The organism is Shimia sp., from assembly GCF_049116215.1.
Classification (GTDB): Bacteria; Pseudomonadota; Alphaproteobacteria; order Rhodobacterales; family Rhodobacteraceae; genus Shimia.
The window spans coordinates 42,955-59,798 of the sequence record NZ_JAGDZB010000003.1 but is presented as its reverse complement, the minus strand read 5'-3'; the positions used below and the strand labels follow the sequence as shown (position 1 = coordinate 59,798).

Here is a 16,844-nt window from a genome sequence, read left to right as displayed (position 1 = left end):
GGCGACAAAGCGCAGCCACTCAGGACTGCGCCCGTTAGCTTGCAATCCACTCCAGCACCGCGTCCACGGTCGCGACCTCGGATCGTGGCGGCAACTTTGGTCGATCAATCATGATCACCGGGACACCGAGTTCACGGGCCGCGGTCAGCTTGGCCTCCGCCCCAACCCCACCCGCGTTTTTGCAGACCAGCAGCTCAATGCCGTGCTCCTGCATCAACGCCCGGTCGCCCGCCACATCAAACGGCCCGCGCGCGACAACAACCGTGTGATTGGGCAGCGCTGGTGGGGTTTCGGGCTCATCCACAAGTCGCAACACATAATGATGCTGCGGCTGCGCCGAAAAGGCGGGCACATTCAGCTTACCCAGCGCCAGAAGCACACGTTTGGGATCACCGGCCAAAGCCGTCATAGCTCCGTCAATGTTCGCTACATGCGTCCATTGATCTCCAGCCTGCGCTTGCCAAGCTGGACGGGTCAAAGCCATCAGTTTGGTGCCAACCTGCTGACAGGCCTCAAACCCATTCCAGCTCATTTGCGCCGCAAAGGGATGCGTGGCGTCCACCACATGGGTGATGCTATGCTCCTGCAAATACTGGACCAATCCATCCACACCGCCAAAGCCCCCCACCCGCGTGGGCAACGGCTGCGCCTTGGGGCTCGCGACACGTCCGGCGTAAGAAAACACGGCCTGAACATCACGCTCTGCCAAGGCGCGCGCCAAGAGGCTGGCCTCGGTTGTGCCACCGAGAAGAAGGAGTTTGGGCACCATGTCTGAAAATCCGTGGTTGACCATTGTCGGTTTGGGCGAAGATGGCCCAGAAGGCCTGTCGCCCGCAAGTCGCAAAGCATTGGAAGAAGCTGAAGTCATCTTGGGCGCGGAGCGGCATTTGTCTCTTTTGCCAGACCTATCGGCAGAACTCATCACTTGGCCGGTGCCATTTGTTGACGGCATTCCGCTTGTGCTTGAACACCGTGGACGCAATACAGTTGCTTTGGCCTCTGGCGATCCATTCTGGTATGGCGCGGGTACGTCGCTGACCAAACACTTGAACCGTGGTGAGTGGCTCACTTTGCCCGCGCCATCCACCATGTCCCTCGCCGCTGCCGCCTTGGGCTGGCCGCTGGACAGCACCACCACGCTGGGTCTACATGCCGCGCCTTTCGCGCGCCTGCGTCCGCATCTGGCCGAGGGCACCCGCACAATTGTGACACTGCGTAGCGGCGCAACCGTGCCAACCTTTGCCACATGGCTCACAGAGATTGGCTTTGGCACAAGCACGCTACATGTGCTCGAGGCTTTGGGCGGGCCGCGCCAGCGCATCCGCGAAACACGCGCAAACGCCTTTGATTTAGAGAACATCCAACATCCGGTTTGCGTCGCCATCGATGCTGTCGGCGGCCCTGCCCTCACCTCTGTCGGTGGCAAAGATGACGCTTTCTTTGACAACGACGGCCAAATCACAAAGCGCCCTGTGCGCGCGCTGACTCTCTCTGCTCTGGCCCCGTTGCCCGGCGAGCACCTTTGGGACATCGGCGGCGGCTCCGGCTCCATCGCCATTGAATGGCTGCTCGCGCACCCCACAACACAAGCCACATCGGTCGAAATTGACCCAACACGCGCGGAACGCATTACACAAAACGCCGCGAGTCTTGGCGCAGACCGTCTCTCTGTCGTCACCGGCGCAGCTCCAAGCGCCTTAGAAGGCCTGCCCGCACCCGACGCCGTGTTCATCGGCGGCGGCATTTCCGAAGAGGTGTTGCGATCTGCCTGGGCTGCCCTTCCAGACGGTGCACGCCTTGTGGCCAACGCGGTGACATTGGAAACCGAAGTTCTGCTGGCCAATTGGCAGGCTGACAAGGGCGGCGACCTCTTGCGTATTGAGTTGGCGCAATCTAAGCCTTTGGGCCGCAAGCGGGGCTGGAAATCCAGCTATCCCATTGTGCAATGGAGTGTGCAGAAATGATCGTCGCCGGCTTTGGATTTCGCGCCTCTGCCACAGAGGACAGTTTGTGCAATGCACTCGCTCTGACGGCAGTCGCCAGTGTCGACGCTATCGCCACACCTACCGACAAGGCGCAAAACAACGCGCTGCAAGCCTTTGCCAAAACACACAATTTGCCAGTTTTGGAAATTGACACAAGCGCAATGCAAACTGTTGAGACACAGACCCAATCCGTCAAGGTACGCGAAAAACGCGGCACCGGTTCGGTGGCCGAAGCCTGCGCGCTTGCAGCACTCAACAACGCCGCCCTCACAACCCCGCGTGTCGTCTCCGCCGACCGCCTTGCCACCTGCGCCATCGCGCAAGGAGAGCCCAAATGACTGTTCACTTCATTGGCGCGGGCCCCGGTGCCGCCGACCTGCTAACTTTGCGGGGTCGCGACTTAATCGCCGCCTGCCCGGTCTGCCTCTACGCAGGCTCATTGGTGCCAGAAGCTATCCTGTCTCATTGCCCGGACAACGCCCGCGTGATCAACACCGCGCCGTTGGACCTCGACGCCATTGTGACAGAGTGCAAAGCGGCCCATGAGGCTGGTCAAGACGTGGCCCGTCTGCATTCCGGAGACCTATCTGTCTGGTCCGCCATGGGCGAACAAATCCGCCGACTGAAGGCCGAAGGCATCCCTGTGTCTGTGACCCCCGGCGTGCCCAGTTTTGCCGCTGCCGCTGCTGCCTTGCAAACCGAGTTGACCTTGCCCGGTCTGGCGCAATCTGTGGTTCTGACCCGCACTCCTGGACGCGCATCCACTATGCCCGAAGGCGAAACGCTCACCAACTTCGCCGCCACCGGCGCGACCTTGGCGATCCACCTGTCGATTGGCAATTTAGACCAAGTCATTGCCGACCTCACGCCAGCCTATGGCCTAACCTGCCCTGTTGCCGTGGTCTACCGCGCCAGCTGGCCGGACCAACAGGTGATCCGCACGAGCCTCGCCAGCTTGAAAGACGATGTGACCGAAAACATCACTCGCACTGCTTTGATCCTTGTGGGTCCCGCTCTGGCAGGAGAAGGCTTTGACGAAAGCTGCCTCTACGCCAGCGAATATGACCGCCGCTACCGCCCACAGACCGCCGACAGCCCGTGGTCGAGCTGGCAGCATGGCGACGACTAAAGAGAGATGACTGACATGACCATGCCTCCCGGAATTCTGATCTCCGCCCCGTCCTCTGGCACCGGCAAAACCACGGTTATGCTCGGTTTGCTGCGGGCGTTAGCCGAAGACGGGCTGCAAGTGCAGCCGTTTAAATCTGGCCCAGATTACATCGACCCAGCGTTCCACCACGCCGCCGCGCGCCGCCCGGCTTTCAACCTCGACACATGGGCCATGCCACCAGCGCTGGCTGGGGGCATCTCCGAGCAAGCCCAAGGTGCCGACATAGTTGTCGCCGAAGGCAGCATGGGCCTGTTTGACGGCGTCGCCACGCGTGGTGAAAACGGCTTTGGCAGCTCGGCGGAAACCGCACTGATGATGGGCTGGCCTGTGGTCTTGGTGATTGACGTGGGCGGCCAAGCGCAATCTGCGGCCGCCACGGCCCTTGGGTTCAAGACCTACAATCCGGACCTGCCCTTTGCCGGTGTGATCCTCAACCGCTGCGCCTCTCCGCGCCATGAACGTCTCGCACGGCTTGGCATGGACAAGGCTGGTGTGAACGTGCTTGGCGTGCTGCCGCGTCGCGGGGACCTGACCCTGCCAGAGCGCCACCTCGGGCTAATCCAGGCTGTGGAGCATCCCGATCTGGAAGAGGCCATCACAGGCTACGCAACCTTCCTGCGCGAACATGTCGATCTTGAAGCGATCAAATCCGCCGCCCGTGCCGGTGGCGCCAAAACCGGCACGCTGCCCAAGCCGCCTGCACAGCGCATTGCCTTGGCGCGTGACGCTGCTTTCAGCTTCACCTACCCGCATCTTTTGACCGGCTGGCGCAACGCAGGTGCTGAAATCCTGCCATTCTCCCCGCTTGCGGATGAAGCCCCTGATCCAAGCGCCGATCTGGTCTGGTTGCCCGGTGGCTACCCGGAGCTGCACGCAGGCAAACTCGCCGCCAATCAGACCTACTTGGCGGGCCTGCGCAATCACGCAGAAATCAAACCAGTGCACGGCGAATGCGGCGGCTACATGGCCCTGGGCACCGCACTGATCGATAAAGACGGCACCCGCCACAAGATGGCAGGCCTGCTGGGCCTTGTGACCTCTTACGAAAAACGCAAGTTCCACCTCGGTTACCGCCAAGCCACCCTCAACGCTCCGATGCTAGGCTTTGACACCGGCGCGCGCCTGCGGGGGCATGAGTTTCACTACACCACCATTCTGGAAGAACCGGATGAACCGCTCGCACAAGTGGGCGACGCGGACGGCAACCCGGTGCCGGAAACCGGCTCCATCAAAGGCCATGTCACCGGCACCTTCTTCCACCTGATTGCAGAGGCCACAAAATGAGTGGATTTGTCAGCTTCGTCAGCTCCGGCCCCGGAGACCCAGAGCTTTTGACGCTCAAGGCAGTTGACCGCCTCGGCAAAGCCGAAGCCGTGTTATTTGACGACCTGTCCTCCGGCCCCATTCTGGAGCACGCCAACAAGGACGCTGATCTGGTGGGAGTGGGCAAACGCGCCGGACGCCCGTCGCCAAAGCAGGACCACGTCAGCCAGCTATTGGTGGACTATGCGAGGACTGGCGCCCATGTGGTCCGTTTGAAGTCGGGCGACAGCGGCATTTTTGGCCGTCTGGAGGAAGAAATCACCGCCCTCAAAGAGAACGGCATCGACTTTGAAATCATCCCAGGTGTGACCTCGGCAAGCGCGGCCGCCGCCGCAGCCGGCATTCCGCTCACCCGCCGCCTTGTGGCGCGGCGTGTACAGTTTGTAACCGGCCATGACGTCGCGGGCGCCCTGCCCGGCGACCTGCACCTGCAATCGCTAACCGACCCCGGTGCGACCACAGTTTTGTTCATGCCAAAACGGACCTTCCCGGAACTGGCCGAAAAGCTTTTCGCATCGGGCCTGCGCCGCGACTGCCCTGCTCTCTTGGCTGAAAACGTGTCCCACCCGGATCAAACCCTGACTCGCACCACCATGGAAGCCTTGGCGGAACAGCTCCGCAAGGAGATCACCAAAGCCCCCGGCATCATCCTCTTTGGCGAACTGGCGGAAAGCGCATGATCCAACTGTCTTTGGTCGGCATTGGCTCCGGCAACCCCGATCACCTGACGTTGCAAGCGATCAAGACGCTGGAAGGCGCCGACGTGATCCTGTTGCCGCGCAAAGGGGACGAGAAAACGGAGCTGGCTGACCTGCGTCGGATGATTGCCAGCGAGCTGCTCAGCACATCACCAAAGATTGTTGAGTTTGACTACCCCGTGCGCGACGCCAACACGCCGAAATACCTCGACGGCGTGAACACATGGCACGACGCCCTGGCGGCGATATGGCAAGACCTCATCGCTGCCCATGTACCGCAAGATGGCAAGGTCGCCCTAATGGTCTGGGGTGACCCGTCGCTTTACGACAGCACGCTCCGCATCGCAGACCGCCTGATCGCACGCGGTACCGACCTGAACGTTCAAGTCATCCCCGGCATCACATCTCTGCAAATGCTGACGGCGGCACACGCCATCCCGCTTAACACATTGGGCGGCGCGGTTCAGATCACGACAGGCCGTAAACTACGCGAAGACGGCTGGCCCGTCGATACACTCACATTGGCGGTGATGCTGGACGGCGAATGCTCGTTCCAAAGCCTCGACCCAAGTGGCATCCACATCTGGTGGGGCGGCTATGTCGGCATGGATCAACAGATCCTGATCGAAGGTCCAGTTGCCGAGGCTTCCGCCCAAATCGTAAAGGCCCGCGCGGATGCACGGGCCTCTAACGGGTGGATTATGGATATCTACCTGCTGCGCAAATCGACTTAGATTGTCGCCTCAAACAGCGCGGTCAAGTTGGCTTCGGTCAACTCTACCGGGTTGCCACCGCAAGACGGGTCGATCAACGCGCCTTGCACCAGCTCAGGGATCGCACCCGCGGTCACGCCCAGCTCAGAGAGCTTGCGCGGAATGCCCATGCTGTCGTTGAAACCCTGCACAAAGGCGCAGAAACCGTCAAACCCGCCTTCGATGCCGAGATAGCCCGCCGCACGGTCAAACCGCTCGGCAATCACCGGCGCGTTCAGCTCCAGAACAGCTGGCATGCAAACCGCGTTAGTGGTGCCGTGGTGGGTGTTGAACATCGCGCCAACCGGGTGGCTCATTGCGTGGATCGCTCCCAAGCCCTTTTGGAAAGCGGTCGCCCCCATCATCGCGGCGCTCATCATCTCCGCGCGGGCTTCGATGTCCCGTCCGTCAGCATAAGCACGCGGCAGGTTCTCCACCACCAGTTTCATACCTTCCAGCGCGATGCCCTGGCTCATCGGGTGGTAGTGCGGGCTCGAGTAAGCCTCCACACAATGCGCAAAAGCGTCCAGACCGGTGCCTGCGGTGATGAACTGTGGCATGCCTACAGTCAGCTCCGGGTCACAAATCACCACGGAAGGCAACACCTTCGGGTGGAAGATGATCTTCTTCTCGTGGGTGACGCTGTTGGTGATCACGCTGGCGCGGCCCACTTCAGAGCCGGTGCCTGCGGTTGTTGGCACAGCCACAATCGGCACAATCGCGTCAGCATCCGCGCGGGTCCACCAATCGCCGATGTCTTCAAAATCCCAAATCGGTCGTGTTTGGCCAGCCATAAAGGCCACCATTTTACCCAGATCCAGACCAGAGCCACCGCCAAAAGCAATCACGCCATCATGGCCGCCTGCGTTATACGCATCCACGCCAGCGGTCAGGTTGATCTCGTTGGGGTTTGGGTCGACCTCTGCAAACAGACCGCGGCCTAGCCCTGCGGCTTCTATCAGGTCCAGCGTAGCCACCGTGATGGGTAGATTGGCCAAGCCCTTGTCCGTCACCAGCAGTGGTTTTTTCATGCCAGCCTGGGCACAGGCTTCTGCCAATTCCCCAATGCGGCCAGCCCCAAATCGGATCGCGGTCGGATACGACCAGTTTCCAGTGAGTGTCATTGTTCTTCCTCAAAAAGTGGATGCCGGGACATTCTGTCTCCGGCATCCGGCTTACCCATTCTCAAACACAATTGTTGAGAACAGATCCCATGATTACACAGTCACCTTTTTCAGGTGATAGCTCTTTGGTCGCGTAAGGTTTTGATACCCAATCACAGACAACCCACCACCGCGCCCGGTGTTTTTGCACCCGGTCCAGCACAGGCTGGGGTCCAGGTAGTCGGCCCGGTTCATAAACACCGTGCCTGTCTCAATCTCATTGCCCACGCGCTCTGCACGCGCCAAATCTTTGGTCCACAGCGACGCGGTCAGACCAAACTCGCTGTCATTCATCAGCGCAATCGCCTCTTCATCAGAGGACACCTTCATGATGCCGACAACCGGACCAAAGCTCTCATCCTGCATCACCCGCATGTCGTGGGTCACATCGGTCAGGATTTGTGGCGTCAGATAGGCCCCGCCGTCATCCTCAGCAAAGGTCTCAATCTGCGCGGTTGCACCGGCTTCCAGCGCCTCAGAAATCTGCGCCCGCACCTCACTGGCAAAACGCACATTCGCCATTGGGCCAATGGTGGTGGCTTCGTCCATCGGATTGCCGAGCTTGTAGCCCTTCACAATCTCCACTGCCTTGGCGACAAACTCCTCATAGAGGCTCTCGTGCACATAGATACGCTCGATGCCACAGCAGCACTGGCCGGAGTTGAACATCGCGCCGTCGATCAGTGTGTCGACCGCCGCATCCACATCTGCGTCTTCCATGACATAGCCTGGGTCTTTGCCGCCCAGCTCAGTGCCCACACCGGTAAAGGTGCCCGCCGCTGCGCGTTCCATCGCCTGACCACCACCAACGGAGCCAGTGAAGTTCACAAAATCAAACGCGTTGCCGGCAATCAACTCGTTGGTCACATCATGGCTCAGGAACACGTTCTGGAACACGTCTTCCGGCACACCAGCGGAGTGGAACGCCTGCGCCATGCGCTCGCCCACGACCAGTGTTTGGGTCGCGTGTTTCAGCACCACGGTGTTGCCCGCGATAAGTGCTGGCGCAACTGTGTTGATGGCGGTCATGTAGGGATAATTCCAAGGCGCGACAACAAACACCACACCATGTGGCAGACGTTTGATATAGCGTTTGAAGGTCAAATCTTCGCCCACCTGAATGTCCGCAAGGCTCTCTTCGGCTATTTTTGCCATATGGCTGGCACGCTCGTTAAAGCCACCGAACTCACCGCCATAACGCACCGGACGGCCCATCATTTTGGCGATCTCAGGCACGATTTCATCGTTCATCGCACCCACAGCCGCCACACCGGCCATCACCAGTTCAACCCGCTCCGGCAACGGCCGCGCCGCCCAGGCTTTCTGCGCGTCCTTTGCGCGTTTCACCGCAGCGAAAGCCTCATCCGTGCTCAGCACAGGGCGTTCTGCAAAGACCGATCCGTCGATCGGAGAAATACACGTCAACATGCCGCTCATGGCAACACTCCATCCAGAGGGGGCACCTGCCCCGCTTTTCTTAGTTCACTAGTCTGCCGGTGGTGCGAGAGGAGCCCCCTCACGCCGGTCTTAGGCCCGCTCAAATCCGCGGGCAATTTCCCAATCGGTCACAACCGCCTCAAAGGCTTCCTGCTCCCATTCTGCCATACGCACATAGTGATCAATCACATCGTCGCCCATGGCGTCGCGCAGCATCTTGGATCCACGTAGGGCTTCCGTGGCGCCTTTCAACGTGGTCGGAATCTCTTCGTTGCTGTTCTCATAAGCGTCGCCGGTCAGTGGCGCACCTGGATCACATTTTTCCTCAATGCCCTTGATGCCCGCCGCCAACATCGCCGCAATTGCCAGATAGGGGTTCATATCTGCGCCCGGCACACGACACTCCACGCGCACCGCTTTGCTGCCATCACCACACAGACGGAACGCCGCGGTGCGGTTGTCCACCGACCACACCTTGGCGGTGGGCGCAAAGCTGCCTTTCTGAAAACGTTTGTAGCTGTTCACATAAGGCGCAAGGAAAACGGTAATGTCGTCGGCATATTTCAGCAAGCCGCCCAAATAGTGCCGCGCCAGTTCAGACATGCCCAGTTCGGCATCCGGGTCGTAAAACGCTGGCACACCGTCTTTGGTCCAGAGCGACTGGTGCACGTGGCTGGCAGAGCCGACTTTGTCATGGTGCCACTTGGGTAGGAAGGACACCGCGTGTCCCTGCTGCCAGCCAATTTCCTTGGCGGCGTGTTTGGACACTGTGTGGTTTTCCGCCGCGTCCATCGCGCTGCCGTAGCGGATGTTGAGCTCTTCCTGGCCGGTCTCGGCTTCCCCTTTGGAGCCTTCCACCGGAATGCCCGATGCATAAAGCGTATTGCGCAGGGTGCGCATCACACCTTCTTCTTTGGTGGTCTGCAGAATGTGGTAATCTTCGTTGTAGGCGCTGATCGGTGTCAGGTCCCGGTATCCATTTTTGCCAAGCTCTTCAAAGCTCTGCTCAAAAATAAAGAATTCAAGTTCGGTTGCCGATACAGCCTCAAAGCCCATCTCCGCCAAACGCGCGATTTGCTTTTTCAACATGCCGCGCGGGGAGTGCGCAATGTCGTGGTGACCGTGATGATCCATCACATCACAAATCACAAGTGCCGTGCCTTCCAGCCAGGCCGCTTTGCGCAGCGTGGTGAGGTCCGGCTTCATCAGATAGTCGCCATAACCTGCAGACCAGCTGGTAGAGGCGTAGCCCTCAACCGTGTGCATCTCCAGGTCAGTCGCCAGAAGATAGTTACAGCAGTGGGTCTCTTCCCAGGCGCTGTCGACAAAATGCTGCGCCACAAAGCGCTTGCCCATCAAGCGGCCCTGCATGTCCACAATACAGGCCAGAACGGTGTCGATCTCGCCGCTGGCGCTCAGCGCGCCCAACTCTTCTAGGGTCAAATTGCCAGACATCTGCTGCACTTTCTCTTGGTGTCACCGAAGCCCCAGCAATCAAACCGGGGCTTCGAATTTCGCTTTTTGGAGATCTAAGCCTTAGCGGTACGGACGGCCAGCCGCCTGCATGTCCGCGTTGTACTTTTTGAAGATCTCAACAACTTTGGCTTTGGTTGGGCTCTCTGCCGCAATCTCATCCCAGAATTTCACAGCCGCAGTTTCCACAGTCGCCCATTCATCATCAGGGATTGTGGTCAGCTGCATTTTGTCTCCGTTGACGCGCAGGTTGGCTTCGCCACCCCAATACCACCACTGACGGTAGTAGTGCGACTGGTCACAGCAGACGCGGAACAGGGTCTGCAGATCTTCTGGCAGCTCGTTCCAACGGCCCTGGTTGGCGAAGAAGCTGCCTGCCCATGCGCCAGAGATGTTGTTGGTCAGGAAGTAGTTGGTCACGTCGGCCCAACCCACGGTGTAGTCCTCGGTGATACCGGACCATGCGATGCCGTCGAGTTCGCCGGTCTGTACCGCAACTTCGATGTCTTCCCATGGCAGGGTCACTGGCACCACGCCAAACTGGCTCAGGAAGCGGCCCGCGGTTGGGAAGGTAAAGACGCGCTTGCCTTTGAGGTCGGCGAGCGAGTTGATTGGGTCTTTGGTCGCAAAGTGGCAAGGATCCCATGCACCGGCGCTGATGTGCTTCACACCAACTTTGGAGTACTCTTCGTCCCAGATCTCGTTCAGGCCGTACTGGTTGAACAGCACAGGAACGTCGAGGCTGTAGCGCGACCCAAATGGGAAGTAGCCGCCAAACACTGTGACTTCGGTTGGGGACGCCATGGAGTCATCATCAGACTGTACCGCGTCAATGGTGCCTTTCTGCATAGCACGGAACAGCTCACCGGTTGGGACCAGCTGATCGGCGTAGAACAGTTCAATCTGCATGCGGTCGCCCGCAATTTTGTTGAACATTTCAATCGCGGGATCAATCACATGCGCGGCCAGCGATGGACCGGCATAGGTCTGCATGCGCCACTTGATGGTGCTGGAAGCCAGCGCCGGGGTCGCCAGTGGTGCGGCCATTGCCCCAACACCAGCGGTCTGAAGAAACTTACGTCTAGTTGTCATCTCTTACTCTCCTTGTTGCGTTTCGGCCCCGTTCGCGGCGCTCTTTAGTGTTTTTATTTTCCGTAAACATAGTTTGGCAGCCACAGTGCGATCTGCGGGAAGATCATGACCAACGTCAGGGCCAAGACCATCACAGCCACAAAGGGCACGATGCTGCGGTATATGTCGCGTAGGGTGACTTCTTTGGGCGCCATGGCCCGCATAAGAAACAGGTTATAGCCAAAGGGCGGCGTCATATAGGCGATCTGCGTGGTGATGGTGTAGAGCACGCCATACCAGATCAGATCAAAGCCAAGCGCTTGTACCAGTGGCACGTAAAGAGGTGCCACGATTACCAACATCGCCGTGTCATCCAGGAAGGTGCCCATGATGATGAAGCTCAGCTGCATCAGGATCAGGATCATCCAAGGCTCAAGGCCCAGTTGCTCAGTGAACAGGTTGTCGATGGCTTTCACCGCGCCCAGCCCGTCAAACACCGCGCCAAAACCCAGTGCCGCGAGAATGATCCACATGAACATGCAGGAAATCCCCAACGTGCTGCGTACCGAGTTCTCGAACACTTCCCGGGTCATACGGCCTTTCAGCACGGCGGCCACAAAGGCTGTGATGGCCCCAATTGCCGAGCTTTCCACCAGAGAAGTCCAGCCATTCACAAACGGGATCATCATGGTTGCGAAGATCACCAGTGGCAGCAGGCCTGCCCGCAGAAGTTTCATCTTTTCCGCGCGGCTGATGTTGCGCTCTTCCGCTGGCAAAACCGGACCAAGCTCTGGCTGGATGCGACAACGGATCACCACATAGAGGATAAACATCGCTGCCATCATCAGGCCCGGGAAAACACCAGCCAACCACAGCTGACCCACCGGTTGGCGTGCAATCATCGCATAGAGCACCAGAACCACAGAGGGCGGCACCAGAATACCCAAGCTTGATCCGGCCTGAATAACCCCGGTGACCATGCGTTTGTCATATCCGCGTTTGAGCAGCTCCGGCAGCGCGATGGTGGCACCAATCGCCATCCCGGCGACACTCAAACCATTCATCGCGGAAACAAGAACCATCAACAGAATGGTCCCGATCGCAAGCCCACCTCGGACCGGCCCCATCCAGACATGGAACATCTTGTAGAGGTCATCAGCGATCTTAGACTCGCTGAGCACGTAGCCCATGAAAATGAACATCGGCAGCGTCAGCAAAGGATACCATTTCATCAGCTTCATTGCCGCGGAGAAGCCAATATCCGAGCCACCAGTGCCCCACAGCAGCACCGCCGCCAGAACCCCAACAAAGCCAATTGCGCCAAAGACACGCTGCCCGGTCATGAGCATCAGCATCATGGTCGAGAACATCAGAATGGCGATCATTTCGTAAGACATTAGTAGTCCACTCCGCGGATGCGCGCGATATCTTTGAGAAGCTCAGAAATCGCCTGCAAGAGCATAAGAATAAAGCCAAAAACCATGATGAGTTTGATCGGCCAAAGAACGGGGCGCCAGGCCGTAGGGCTGCGCTCGATATATCCAATGATCTCGCTCGCGGCCTCTTTGCCGCCGGTGATGTAGGCCATCACAAGATCTTTGTAGAAGGTGTAGGGTTCCACGCCAAAATACCCCAGCGAATACGCGCTCGAGCCCACGGCTCCATGGATCAGGATCACCAGATAGAACCCAAGAAAAAATACGGTCATCGCGTCAACAATGGCGCGCTGGCGCAAGGTCCACTCGCCGTAGAACAGATCCATGCGCACGTTGGAGCCCATTTGCACCGAATACGGCCCGCCAAGCACGTAATACGCCACCATGGCAAACTGCGCCATTTCCAACGTCCACATCGACGGCTCCAAGAACGTTTTGGAGAAAGACGACCACAGCAGGATGCCCATCATGACAAAGATGCCATACATGACAAACCGGCCAACTTTGCGGTTAAACCAGTCCACCCCGTGTATGTAATAGCGAATGAGCTTTGGCATCACACAATCTCCCCGGCTTCGCGCAGCTCTGCCATGCCCTGCGCAATCGCAGCCGCCAGTGCCTCGGTGACACCAGCCGCCGTGGCGTCATCCGCCAGCAGGTCGTTGCGCACTTCCAGCATGACATTGGGTAGCTTGTTGGGCAGCGCATAAGCCTTCAAAGAATGGGTCACCCCATGCTCCGGCCCATATGGATCATTGCGTAGCGTGTTGAATGGACCATCGGACATGGCATCCAACATTTTGTCCGCCAGCCGCGTATCCCGATCATGCAGTATGCCAATTTCCACCGCGCGCTGTTTGCCGTGATACACTGGTGTAAAGGAATGGACGGTCACAATCGCCTTTGGATGCACCACCTCAACCACCTGCTCCACCGCCTCTTTGAACGGCTGGTAGATCTGAGTCACACGCGCGTGACGATCCTCTTCCGACAAATCCACATTGCCTGGAATATCGAAAATTTCGCTTTTTGCCGGCACGGCATCCGGTGCTTCAGGAGGGCGATTACAATCATACAGCAGCCGCGACACGCCGCCGGCAACCAGCGAACAATCAAACCGCTTTGCCAATTCACGGGTCAGCGTCAACGCGCCAGGATCCCAAGCCACATGGCTTTGGCGCACGTCTTCGCTCAGGCCGAGATCACCAAACGTATCTGGAAAATGGCGAGAGGCATGTTCACACACGAACAGAATGTCACAGGGCGCAATATCGCCCTCGATCATCACTGCCTCTGAATCATCTAGAGTCATGTTGTTCCCGTCGTGCCATTTCACATTTGTGAACAAACTTCTTCAGAGTCACCCGTCCTGTCAATAATTATTCTGAAAATTTTTCTTCTCAGATGATTACTTTGAAACTATGCTTACATTTGTAGCAGTTAGTAAGTGAGCCCTCCGTGAAAGACACCGCACAGGAAACCATAAACAAAATTTATGACAGTTTGACCCGGGCTGAGCGTCAGCTCGCTGGGGTGATTTTGGAGAATTATCCCATGTCTGGCATGGGCTCGATCACCCGACTCGCGGAGAAAGCGTCGGTTTCGACGCCAACCGTGGCCCGCATGGTGCAAAAGCTGGGATATACAGGCTTCCCTGAGTTTCAGGAGGCACTCCGTCAAGAGGTGGAGGCTCGGTTCTCCAATCCAATTGCCAAGCATGAAAGCTGGGCCCAAAGCGCGCCGGAAGCGCATATTCTCAACCGCTTTACCGATGCGGTGATGAGCAATATCCGCCAAACCCTGGCCAACATCGACCCCGCACAATTTGACGCCCTAACCGGCCTTTTGGCGGATGAAAACCGTGCGCTTTACATCACTGGCGGACGTATCACCCACGCTTTGAGCGAATACTTGCACCTGCATATGCAAGTCATCCGCGCCCGCGTGCGTCACATCCGCTCCACGTCCAATGCCTGGCCGCACGACCTGCTGGATATCTCCGAAGGCGACGTGGTTCTGATCTACGATATTCGGCGCTACGAGAACTCCACGTTACGCCTGGCTGAAATCGCCAAGGCACGCGGCGCCAAGATCGCCTTGATCACCGATCAATGGCAAAGCCCGATCAGCCAATACGCGGATGTCTCCCTCAAATGCCGGATTGAAGCGCCCTCTGCCTGGGACTCTACCGTGTCGATGATGCTCTTGTCAGAAACTCTGATCGCCGCGGTTCAGGAAGCCCGCTGGGACCAGACCGAAGATCGTATGCACGCGCTGGAAGACATGTTTGACCAGACCAAAATCTTCCGGAAATTTGTCTAACCACACCTTGCGGGAAGCCAAAATCACCTCCTCTCCCCTAGATTGAACCGAGCCAAATCGTGCCGAATTCCTGCCGCATTCCCAATGCGATGGCCGGCCGCGCCCTTAAAAACCTAGGTTAACAAATTCCTAATTTTTCCCCCTCGGTCACCATTCGCGCCCCTTTCTGACCGTAATTGCCCAACATACTAACCTCTAAAGGACCGATCAGAAGTGTCGGCTTTAGTGAGTGACAGAGTTGGGTAGGTACAAAGCACAGACACAGCGCCAGAAAGGGCTGGGACTATGAAGATATTGGCCATTGATGACGACGAACACATCTGCGAACTGCTGTCCGAAGCAGTGGCAGCCAAAACCAATCATAGCATTGTCACAGCTACCTCTGGCCCAGAGGCCATTCGCGCCATCGCCAAAGCCAAAGTCCCCTTCGACTGCTTCCTGCTGGACGTACAAATGCCAATCATGGATGGCATCACACTGGCCAAGAAAATCCGCAAGACCCGGCCATACACACGCACGCCAATCCTGATGCTGACGGCGATGTCGCAGAAGAAATATATCGACGCCGCCTTTGAAGCGGGTGCCACAGACTACGTCACCAAGCCTTTTGACTTTTTGGAACTGTTCACCCGAATTTCCATCGCCGAGCGTCAGGTTGCCGAACAACTGCAACTCACCGCCAGCGTGTCGGAAATGGCCGCGCTCAAAAAAGATCTGATTTTCAACACCGCTCACAGCTTGAGCGAGCCCATTGAGATCACCGGTGTAACCCAACTGGTTGGCTGCATGGCGTTTGAAAAGCACGTTCTGGACATGCCCCGCAGACAGCGGATGCGCACCCAGGCGTTCGCGGCCAAAGTCACCACAGCCGGAAGCGCTTACGCGTCATTGTCCGCCGTGGCTTTCCGGCAACTTCTAACAGACATTGGCAGCGAACTTCTCTCCGTCTTGGCCAACAACGACGCGCAGGTCACCTACAAAGGCAACGGCCTGTTTGTTGGCACACTGCCCCGCAGCGCCGGCTACTCCAGCGCCCGTTTAGAGGCGGAGTTAAACAGCCGTTTGGCCTATGTCCCATCCACACAAATCGACGGCTTGCAAAACGACATGTGCTTTGGCGAGGCAATCAAACTGCGCACGCTCACCCGCGGTGGCGCGCTGGATGCGCTCCAGAAGGCCGCTGAAAGCATCGAAAGCCGGGCGCCAAACGCCTCCGCAGCAGACCTGCGCAAAACTGTGCGCCTGCATCCCGCCAGCGGGTTTCAAACTGAGATGGAGCGACGGGCTTACGAAACCCTGCTGCACGACGCTTTAAGCGATGACGGCCAGCACCCCAAAGTCGCGGCGGCTTTTGGCTAACCGCGACTGGTTTTCTTAGTGGTGGGTGTGTGACAAATCCATGCGCGCCACCTGAACAGGCGCCCCATCGACCAGCATCACCGGTCCGGCTGGCTCTGCCACCAGTCCAAGACGCCGGATCCACCGCGGCCAAATCGCGGGCACGAGACCCAGAACCTGTTTGGCCCGCATCTCTCGGGCTGTCTCGATCAGCTTTTCCATCAGCTGCGTTTGCACCTCCGTGCGTTCCTCAGCTGGCACATCCCGCGCCACAAAAACACGGCTCGCATCCAGGATATAAGGATCAATTGGTGCTTCGTCATACAGCAGGTTGGTTGGAATAGACTCCAGCATGCCTTTCTGGGCATCTCGAATCATGTAGGAGTACATGCCGCAGCGCGCTGTGGTTGGCGTCAACCGCACCCCCGCCAGCACACGCTCACCCTCATGTACCGCGATCCAGCTCGATGCCGGTGTGTCGTATTGGTCGTATTCCATACCCGCCACTTCGGGCAGGTCCCAGTTGTTCTGGATGATGAAAGACTGCTTTCGCGCTCTCAATAGGTTGACCATCAATTCGCCATGCTTGTGCATGTTCTCGAATGACAGAGTAGTCGTCAGCATTTCCCCAATTTCTCCGGATACTCATTGCCCCAGGTACCAAATGAACTCACT

Annotated in this window: 17 protein-coding genes; 8 read left to right on the top strand and 9 right to left on the bottom strand. The window is 58.2% G+C overall.

The features are described 5' to 3' along the window. Nucleotides 1-34: 34 nt before the first annotated feature. Nucleotides 35-766 carry a cobalt-precorrin-6A reductase gene (locus JXR15_RS08855; protein ID WP_422053705.1) on the bottom strand — a complete coding sequence of 244 codons (732 nt, stop codon included), beginning with the start codon at nt 764-766 and terminating at the stop codon, nt 35-37. 1 nt (nt 767) lies between these two features. Here JXR15_RS08855 and cbiE point away from each other — a divergent pair, with 1 nt between their 5' ends. The 6 genes from cbiE to cobF are packed head-to-tail and all read left to right on the top strand — an operon-like array spanning nt 768 to nt 5,911. Then, entirely contained in the window at nt 768-1,964 is a 1,197-nt protein-coding gene (cbiE, locus tag JXR15_RS08850; protein WP_422052873.1) for a precorrin-6y C5,15-methyltransferase (decarboxylating) subunit CbiE, read from the top strand. Then, a complete protein-coding gene (locus JXR15_RS08845) occupies nt 1,961-2,323 on the top strand; it encodes a cobalamin biosynthesis protein (protein WP_422052872.1) in 363 nt (120 codons plus the stop codon). The genes cbiE and JXR15_RS08845 overlap by 4 nt, the downstream gene beginning before the upstream one ends. Then, nucleotides 2,320-3,114, top strand: a complete 795-nt coding sequence (cobM, locus tag JXR15_RS08840) for a precorrin-4 C(11)-methyltransferase (protein WP_422052871.1) — start codon at nt 2,320-2,322, stop codon at nt 3,112-3,114. The genes JXR15_RS08845 and cobM overlap by 4 nt, the downstream gene beginning before the upstream one ends. Before the next feature lie 6 nt (nt 3,115-3,120). Further along, nucleotides 3,121-4,440 carry a cobyrinate a,c-diamide synthase gene (locus JXR15_RS08835; protein ID WP_422052870.1) on the top strand — a complete coding sequence of 440 codons (1,320 nt, stop codon included), beginning with the start codon at nt 3,121-3,123 and terminating at the stop codon, nt 4,438-4,440. Then, entirely contained in the window at nt 4,437-5,159 is a 723-nt protein-coding gene (gene cobA, locus JXR15_RS08830; protein WP_422052869.1) for a uroporphyrinogen-III C-methyltransferase, read from the top strand. The genes JXR15_RS08835 and cobA overlap by 4 nt, the downstream gene beginning before the upstream one ends. Further along, nucleotides 5,156-5,911, top strand: a complete 756-nt coding sequence (cobF, locus tag JXR15_RS08825; protein WP_422052868.1) for a precorrin-6A synthase (deacetylating) — start codon at nt 5,156-5,158, stop codon at nt 5,909-5,911. Before cobA ends, cobF begins: the two co-directional genes overlap by 4 nt. Here the strand turns inward: cobF and JXR15_RS08820 are convergent. The 7 genes from JXR15_RS08820 to JXR15_RS08790 all read right to left on the bottom strand — a co-directional run bounded on the left by JXR15_RS08820 (nt 5,908) and on the right by JXR15_RS08790 (nt 13,821). Continuing rightward, a complete protein-coding gene (locus JXR15_RS08820; protein WP_422052867.1) occupies nt 5,908-7,053 on the bottom strand; it encodes an iron-containing alcohol dehydrogenase in 1,146 nt (381 codons plus the stop codon). The genes cobF and JXR15_RS08820 overlap by 4 nt on opposite strands. 93 nt (nt 7,054-7,146) lie before the next feature. Further along, nucleotides 7,147-8,529, bottom strand: a complete 1,383-nt coding sequence (locus JXR15_RS08815; RefSeq protein WP_422052866.1) for an aldehyde dehydrogenase family protein — start codon at nt 8,527-8,529, stop codon at nt 7,147-7,149. A gap of 90 nt (nt 8,530-8,619) precedes the next feature. Then, entirely contained in the window at nt 8,620-9,984 is a 1,365-nt protein-coding gene (locus JXR15_RS08810; RefSeq protein WP_422052865.1) for a glutamine synthetase family protein, read from the bottom strand. Between the two features lie 81 nt (nt 9,985-10,065). Next, on the bottom strand, nt 10,066-11,094 hold the full coding sequence (locus JXR15_RS08805) for a TRAP transporter substrate-binding protein (protein ID WP_299419219.1): 1,029 nt from the start codon (nt 11,092-11,094) through the stop codon (nt 10,066-10,068). Between the two features lie 53 nt (nt 11,095-11,147). Next, complete coding sequence (locus JXR15_RS08800; RefSeq protein ID WP_164646653.1) at nt 11,148-12,470, bottom strand: TRAP transporter large permease subunit; 1,323 nt, start codon at nt 12,468-12,470, stop codon at nt 11,148-11,150. Beyond that, complete coding sequence (locus JXR15_RS08795) at nt 12,470-13,066, bottom strand: TRAP transporter small permease subunit (RefSeq protein WP_422052864.1); 597 nt, start codon at nt 13,064-13,066, stop codon at nt 12,470-12,472. The genes JXR15_RS08800 and JXR15_RS08795 overlap by 1 nt, the downstream gene beginning before the upstream one ends. Then, nucleotides 13,066-13,821: an N-formylglutamate amidohydrolase gene (locus JXR15_RS08790; protein WP_422052863.1), complete on the bottom strand. Its 756-nt coding sequence runs from the start codon at nt 13,819-13,821 to the stop codon at nt 13,066-13,068. The genes JXR15_RS08795 and JXR15_RS08790 overlap by 1 nt, the downstream gene beginning before the upstream one ends. Nucleotides 13,822-13,967: 146 nt before the next feature. Here JXR15_RS08790 and JXR15_RS08785 point away from each other — a divergent pair, with 146 nt between their 5' ends. Together JXR15_RS08785 and JXR15_RS08780 are read left to right on the top strand one after the other, a co-directional pair. Next, nucleotides 13,968-14,831, top strand: a complete 864-nt coding sequence (locus tag JXR15_RS08785) for a MurR/RpiR family transcriptional regulator (RefSeq protein WP_422052862.1) — start codon at nt 13,968-13,970, stop codon at nt 14,829-14,831. Nucleotides 14,832-15,116: 285 nt separating this feature from the next. Further along, the gene (locus JXR15_RS08780) at nt 15,117-16,190 is read left to right on the top strand and encodes a response regulator transcription factor (protein ID WP_422052861.1); all 1,074 of its coding nucleotides are present in this window, start codon (nt 15,117-15,119) and stop codon (nt 16,188-16,190) included. Between the two features lie 15 nt (nt 16,191-16,205). On the opposite strand, the gene JXR15_RS08775 is transcribed toward JXR15_RS08780, so the two are convergent. Next, entirely contained in the window at nt 16,206-16,793 is a 588-nt protein-coding gene (locus JXR15_RS08775) for an acyl-homoserine-lactone synthase (RefSeq protein ID WP_422052860.1), read from the bottom strand. Between the last annotated feature and the right edge of the window lie 51 nt (nt 16,794-16,844).

Coding starts and splice junctions, on each gene's coding strand:
- cbiE (WP_422052873.1), top strand. CDS start 768: ATGTCTGAAAATCCGTGGTTGACCATTGTCGGTTTGGGCGAAGATGGC.
- JXR15_RS08845 (WP_422052872.1), top strand. CDS start 1,961: ATGATCGTCGCCGGCTTTGGATTTCGCGCCTCTGCCACAGAGGACAGT.
- cobM (WP_422052871.1), top strand. CDS start 2,320: ATGACTGTTCACTTCATTGGCGCGGGCCCCGGTGCCGCCGACCTGCTA.
- JXR15_RS08835 (WP_422052870.1), top strand. CDS start 3,121: ATGACTGACATGACCATGCCTCCCGGAATTCTGATCTCCGCCCCGTCC.
- cobA (WP_422052869.1), top strand. CDS start 4,437: ATGAGTGGATTTGTCAGCTTCGTCAGCTCCGGCCCCGGAGACCCAGAG.
- cobF (WP_422052868.1), top strand. CDS start 5,156: ATGATCCAACTGTCTTTGGTCGGCATTGGCTCCGGCAACCCCGATCAC.
- JXR15_RS08820 (WP_422052867.1), bottom strand. CDS start 7,053: ATGACACTCACTGGAAACTGGTCGTATCCGACCGCGATCCGATTTGGG.
- JXR15_RS08815 (WP_422052866.1), bottom strand. CDS start 8,529: ATGAGCGGCATGTTGACGTGTATTTCTCCGATCGACGGATCGGTCTTT.
- JXR15_RS08810 (WP_422052865.1), bottom strand. CDS start 9,984: ATGTCTGGCAATTTGACCCTAGAAGAGTTGGGCGCGCTGAGCGCCAGC.
- JXR15_RS08805 (WP_299419219.1), bottom strand. CDS start 11,094: ATGACAACTAGACGTAAGTTTCTTCAGACCGCTGGTGTTGGGGCAATG.
- JXR15_RS08800 (WP_164646653.1), bottom strand. CDS start 12,470: ATGTCTTACGAAATGATCGCCATTCTGATGTTCTCGACCATGATGCTG.
- JXR15_RS08795 (WP_422052864.1), bottom strand. CDS start 13,066: ATGCCAAAGCTCATTCGCTATTACATACACGGGGTGGACTGGTTTAAC.
- JXR15_RS08790 (WP_422052863.1), bottom strand. CDS start 13,821: ATGACTCTAGATGATTCAGAGGCAGTGATGATCGAGGGCGATATTGCG.
- JXR15_RS08780 (WP_422052861.1), top strand. CDS start 15,117: ATGAAGATATTGGCCATTGATGACGACGAACACATCTGCGAACTGCTG.
- JXR15_RS08775 (WP_422052860.1), bottom strand. CDS start 16,793: ATGCTGACGACTACTCTGTCATTCGAGAACATGCACAAGCATGGCGAA.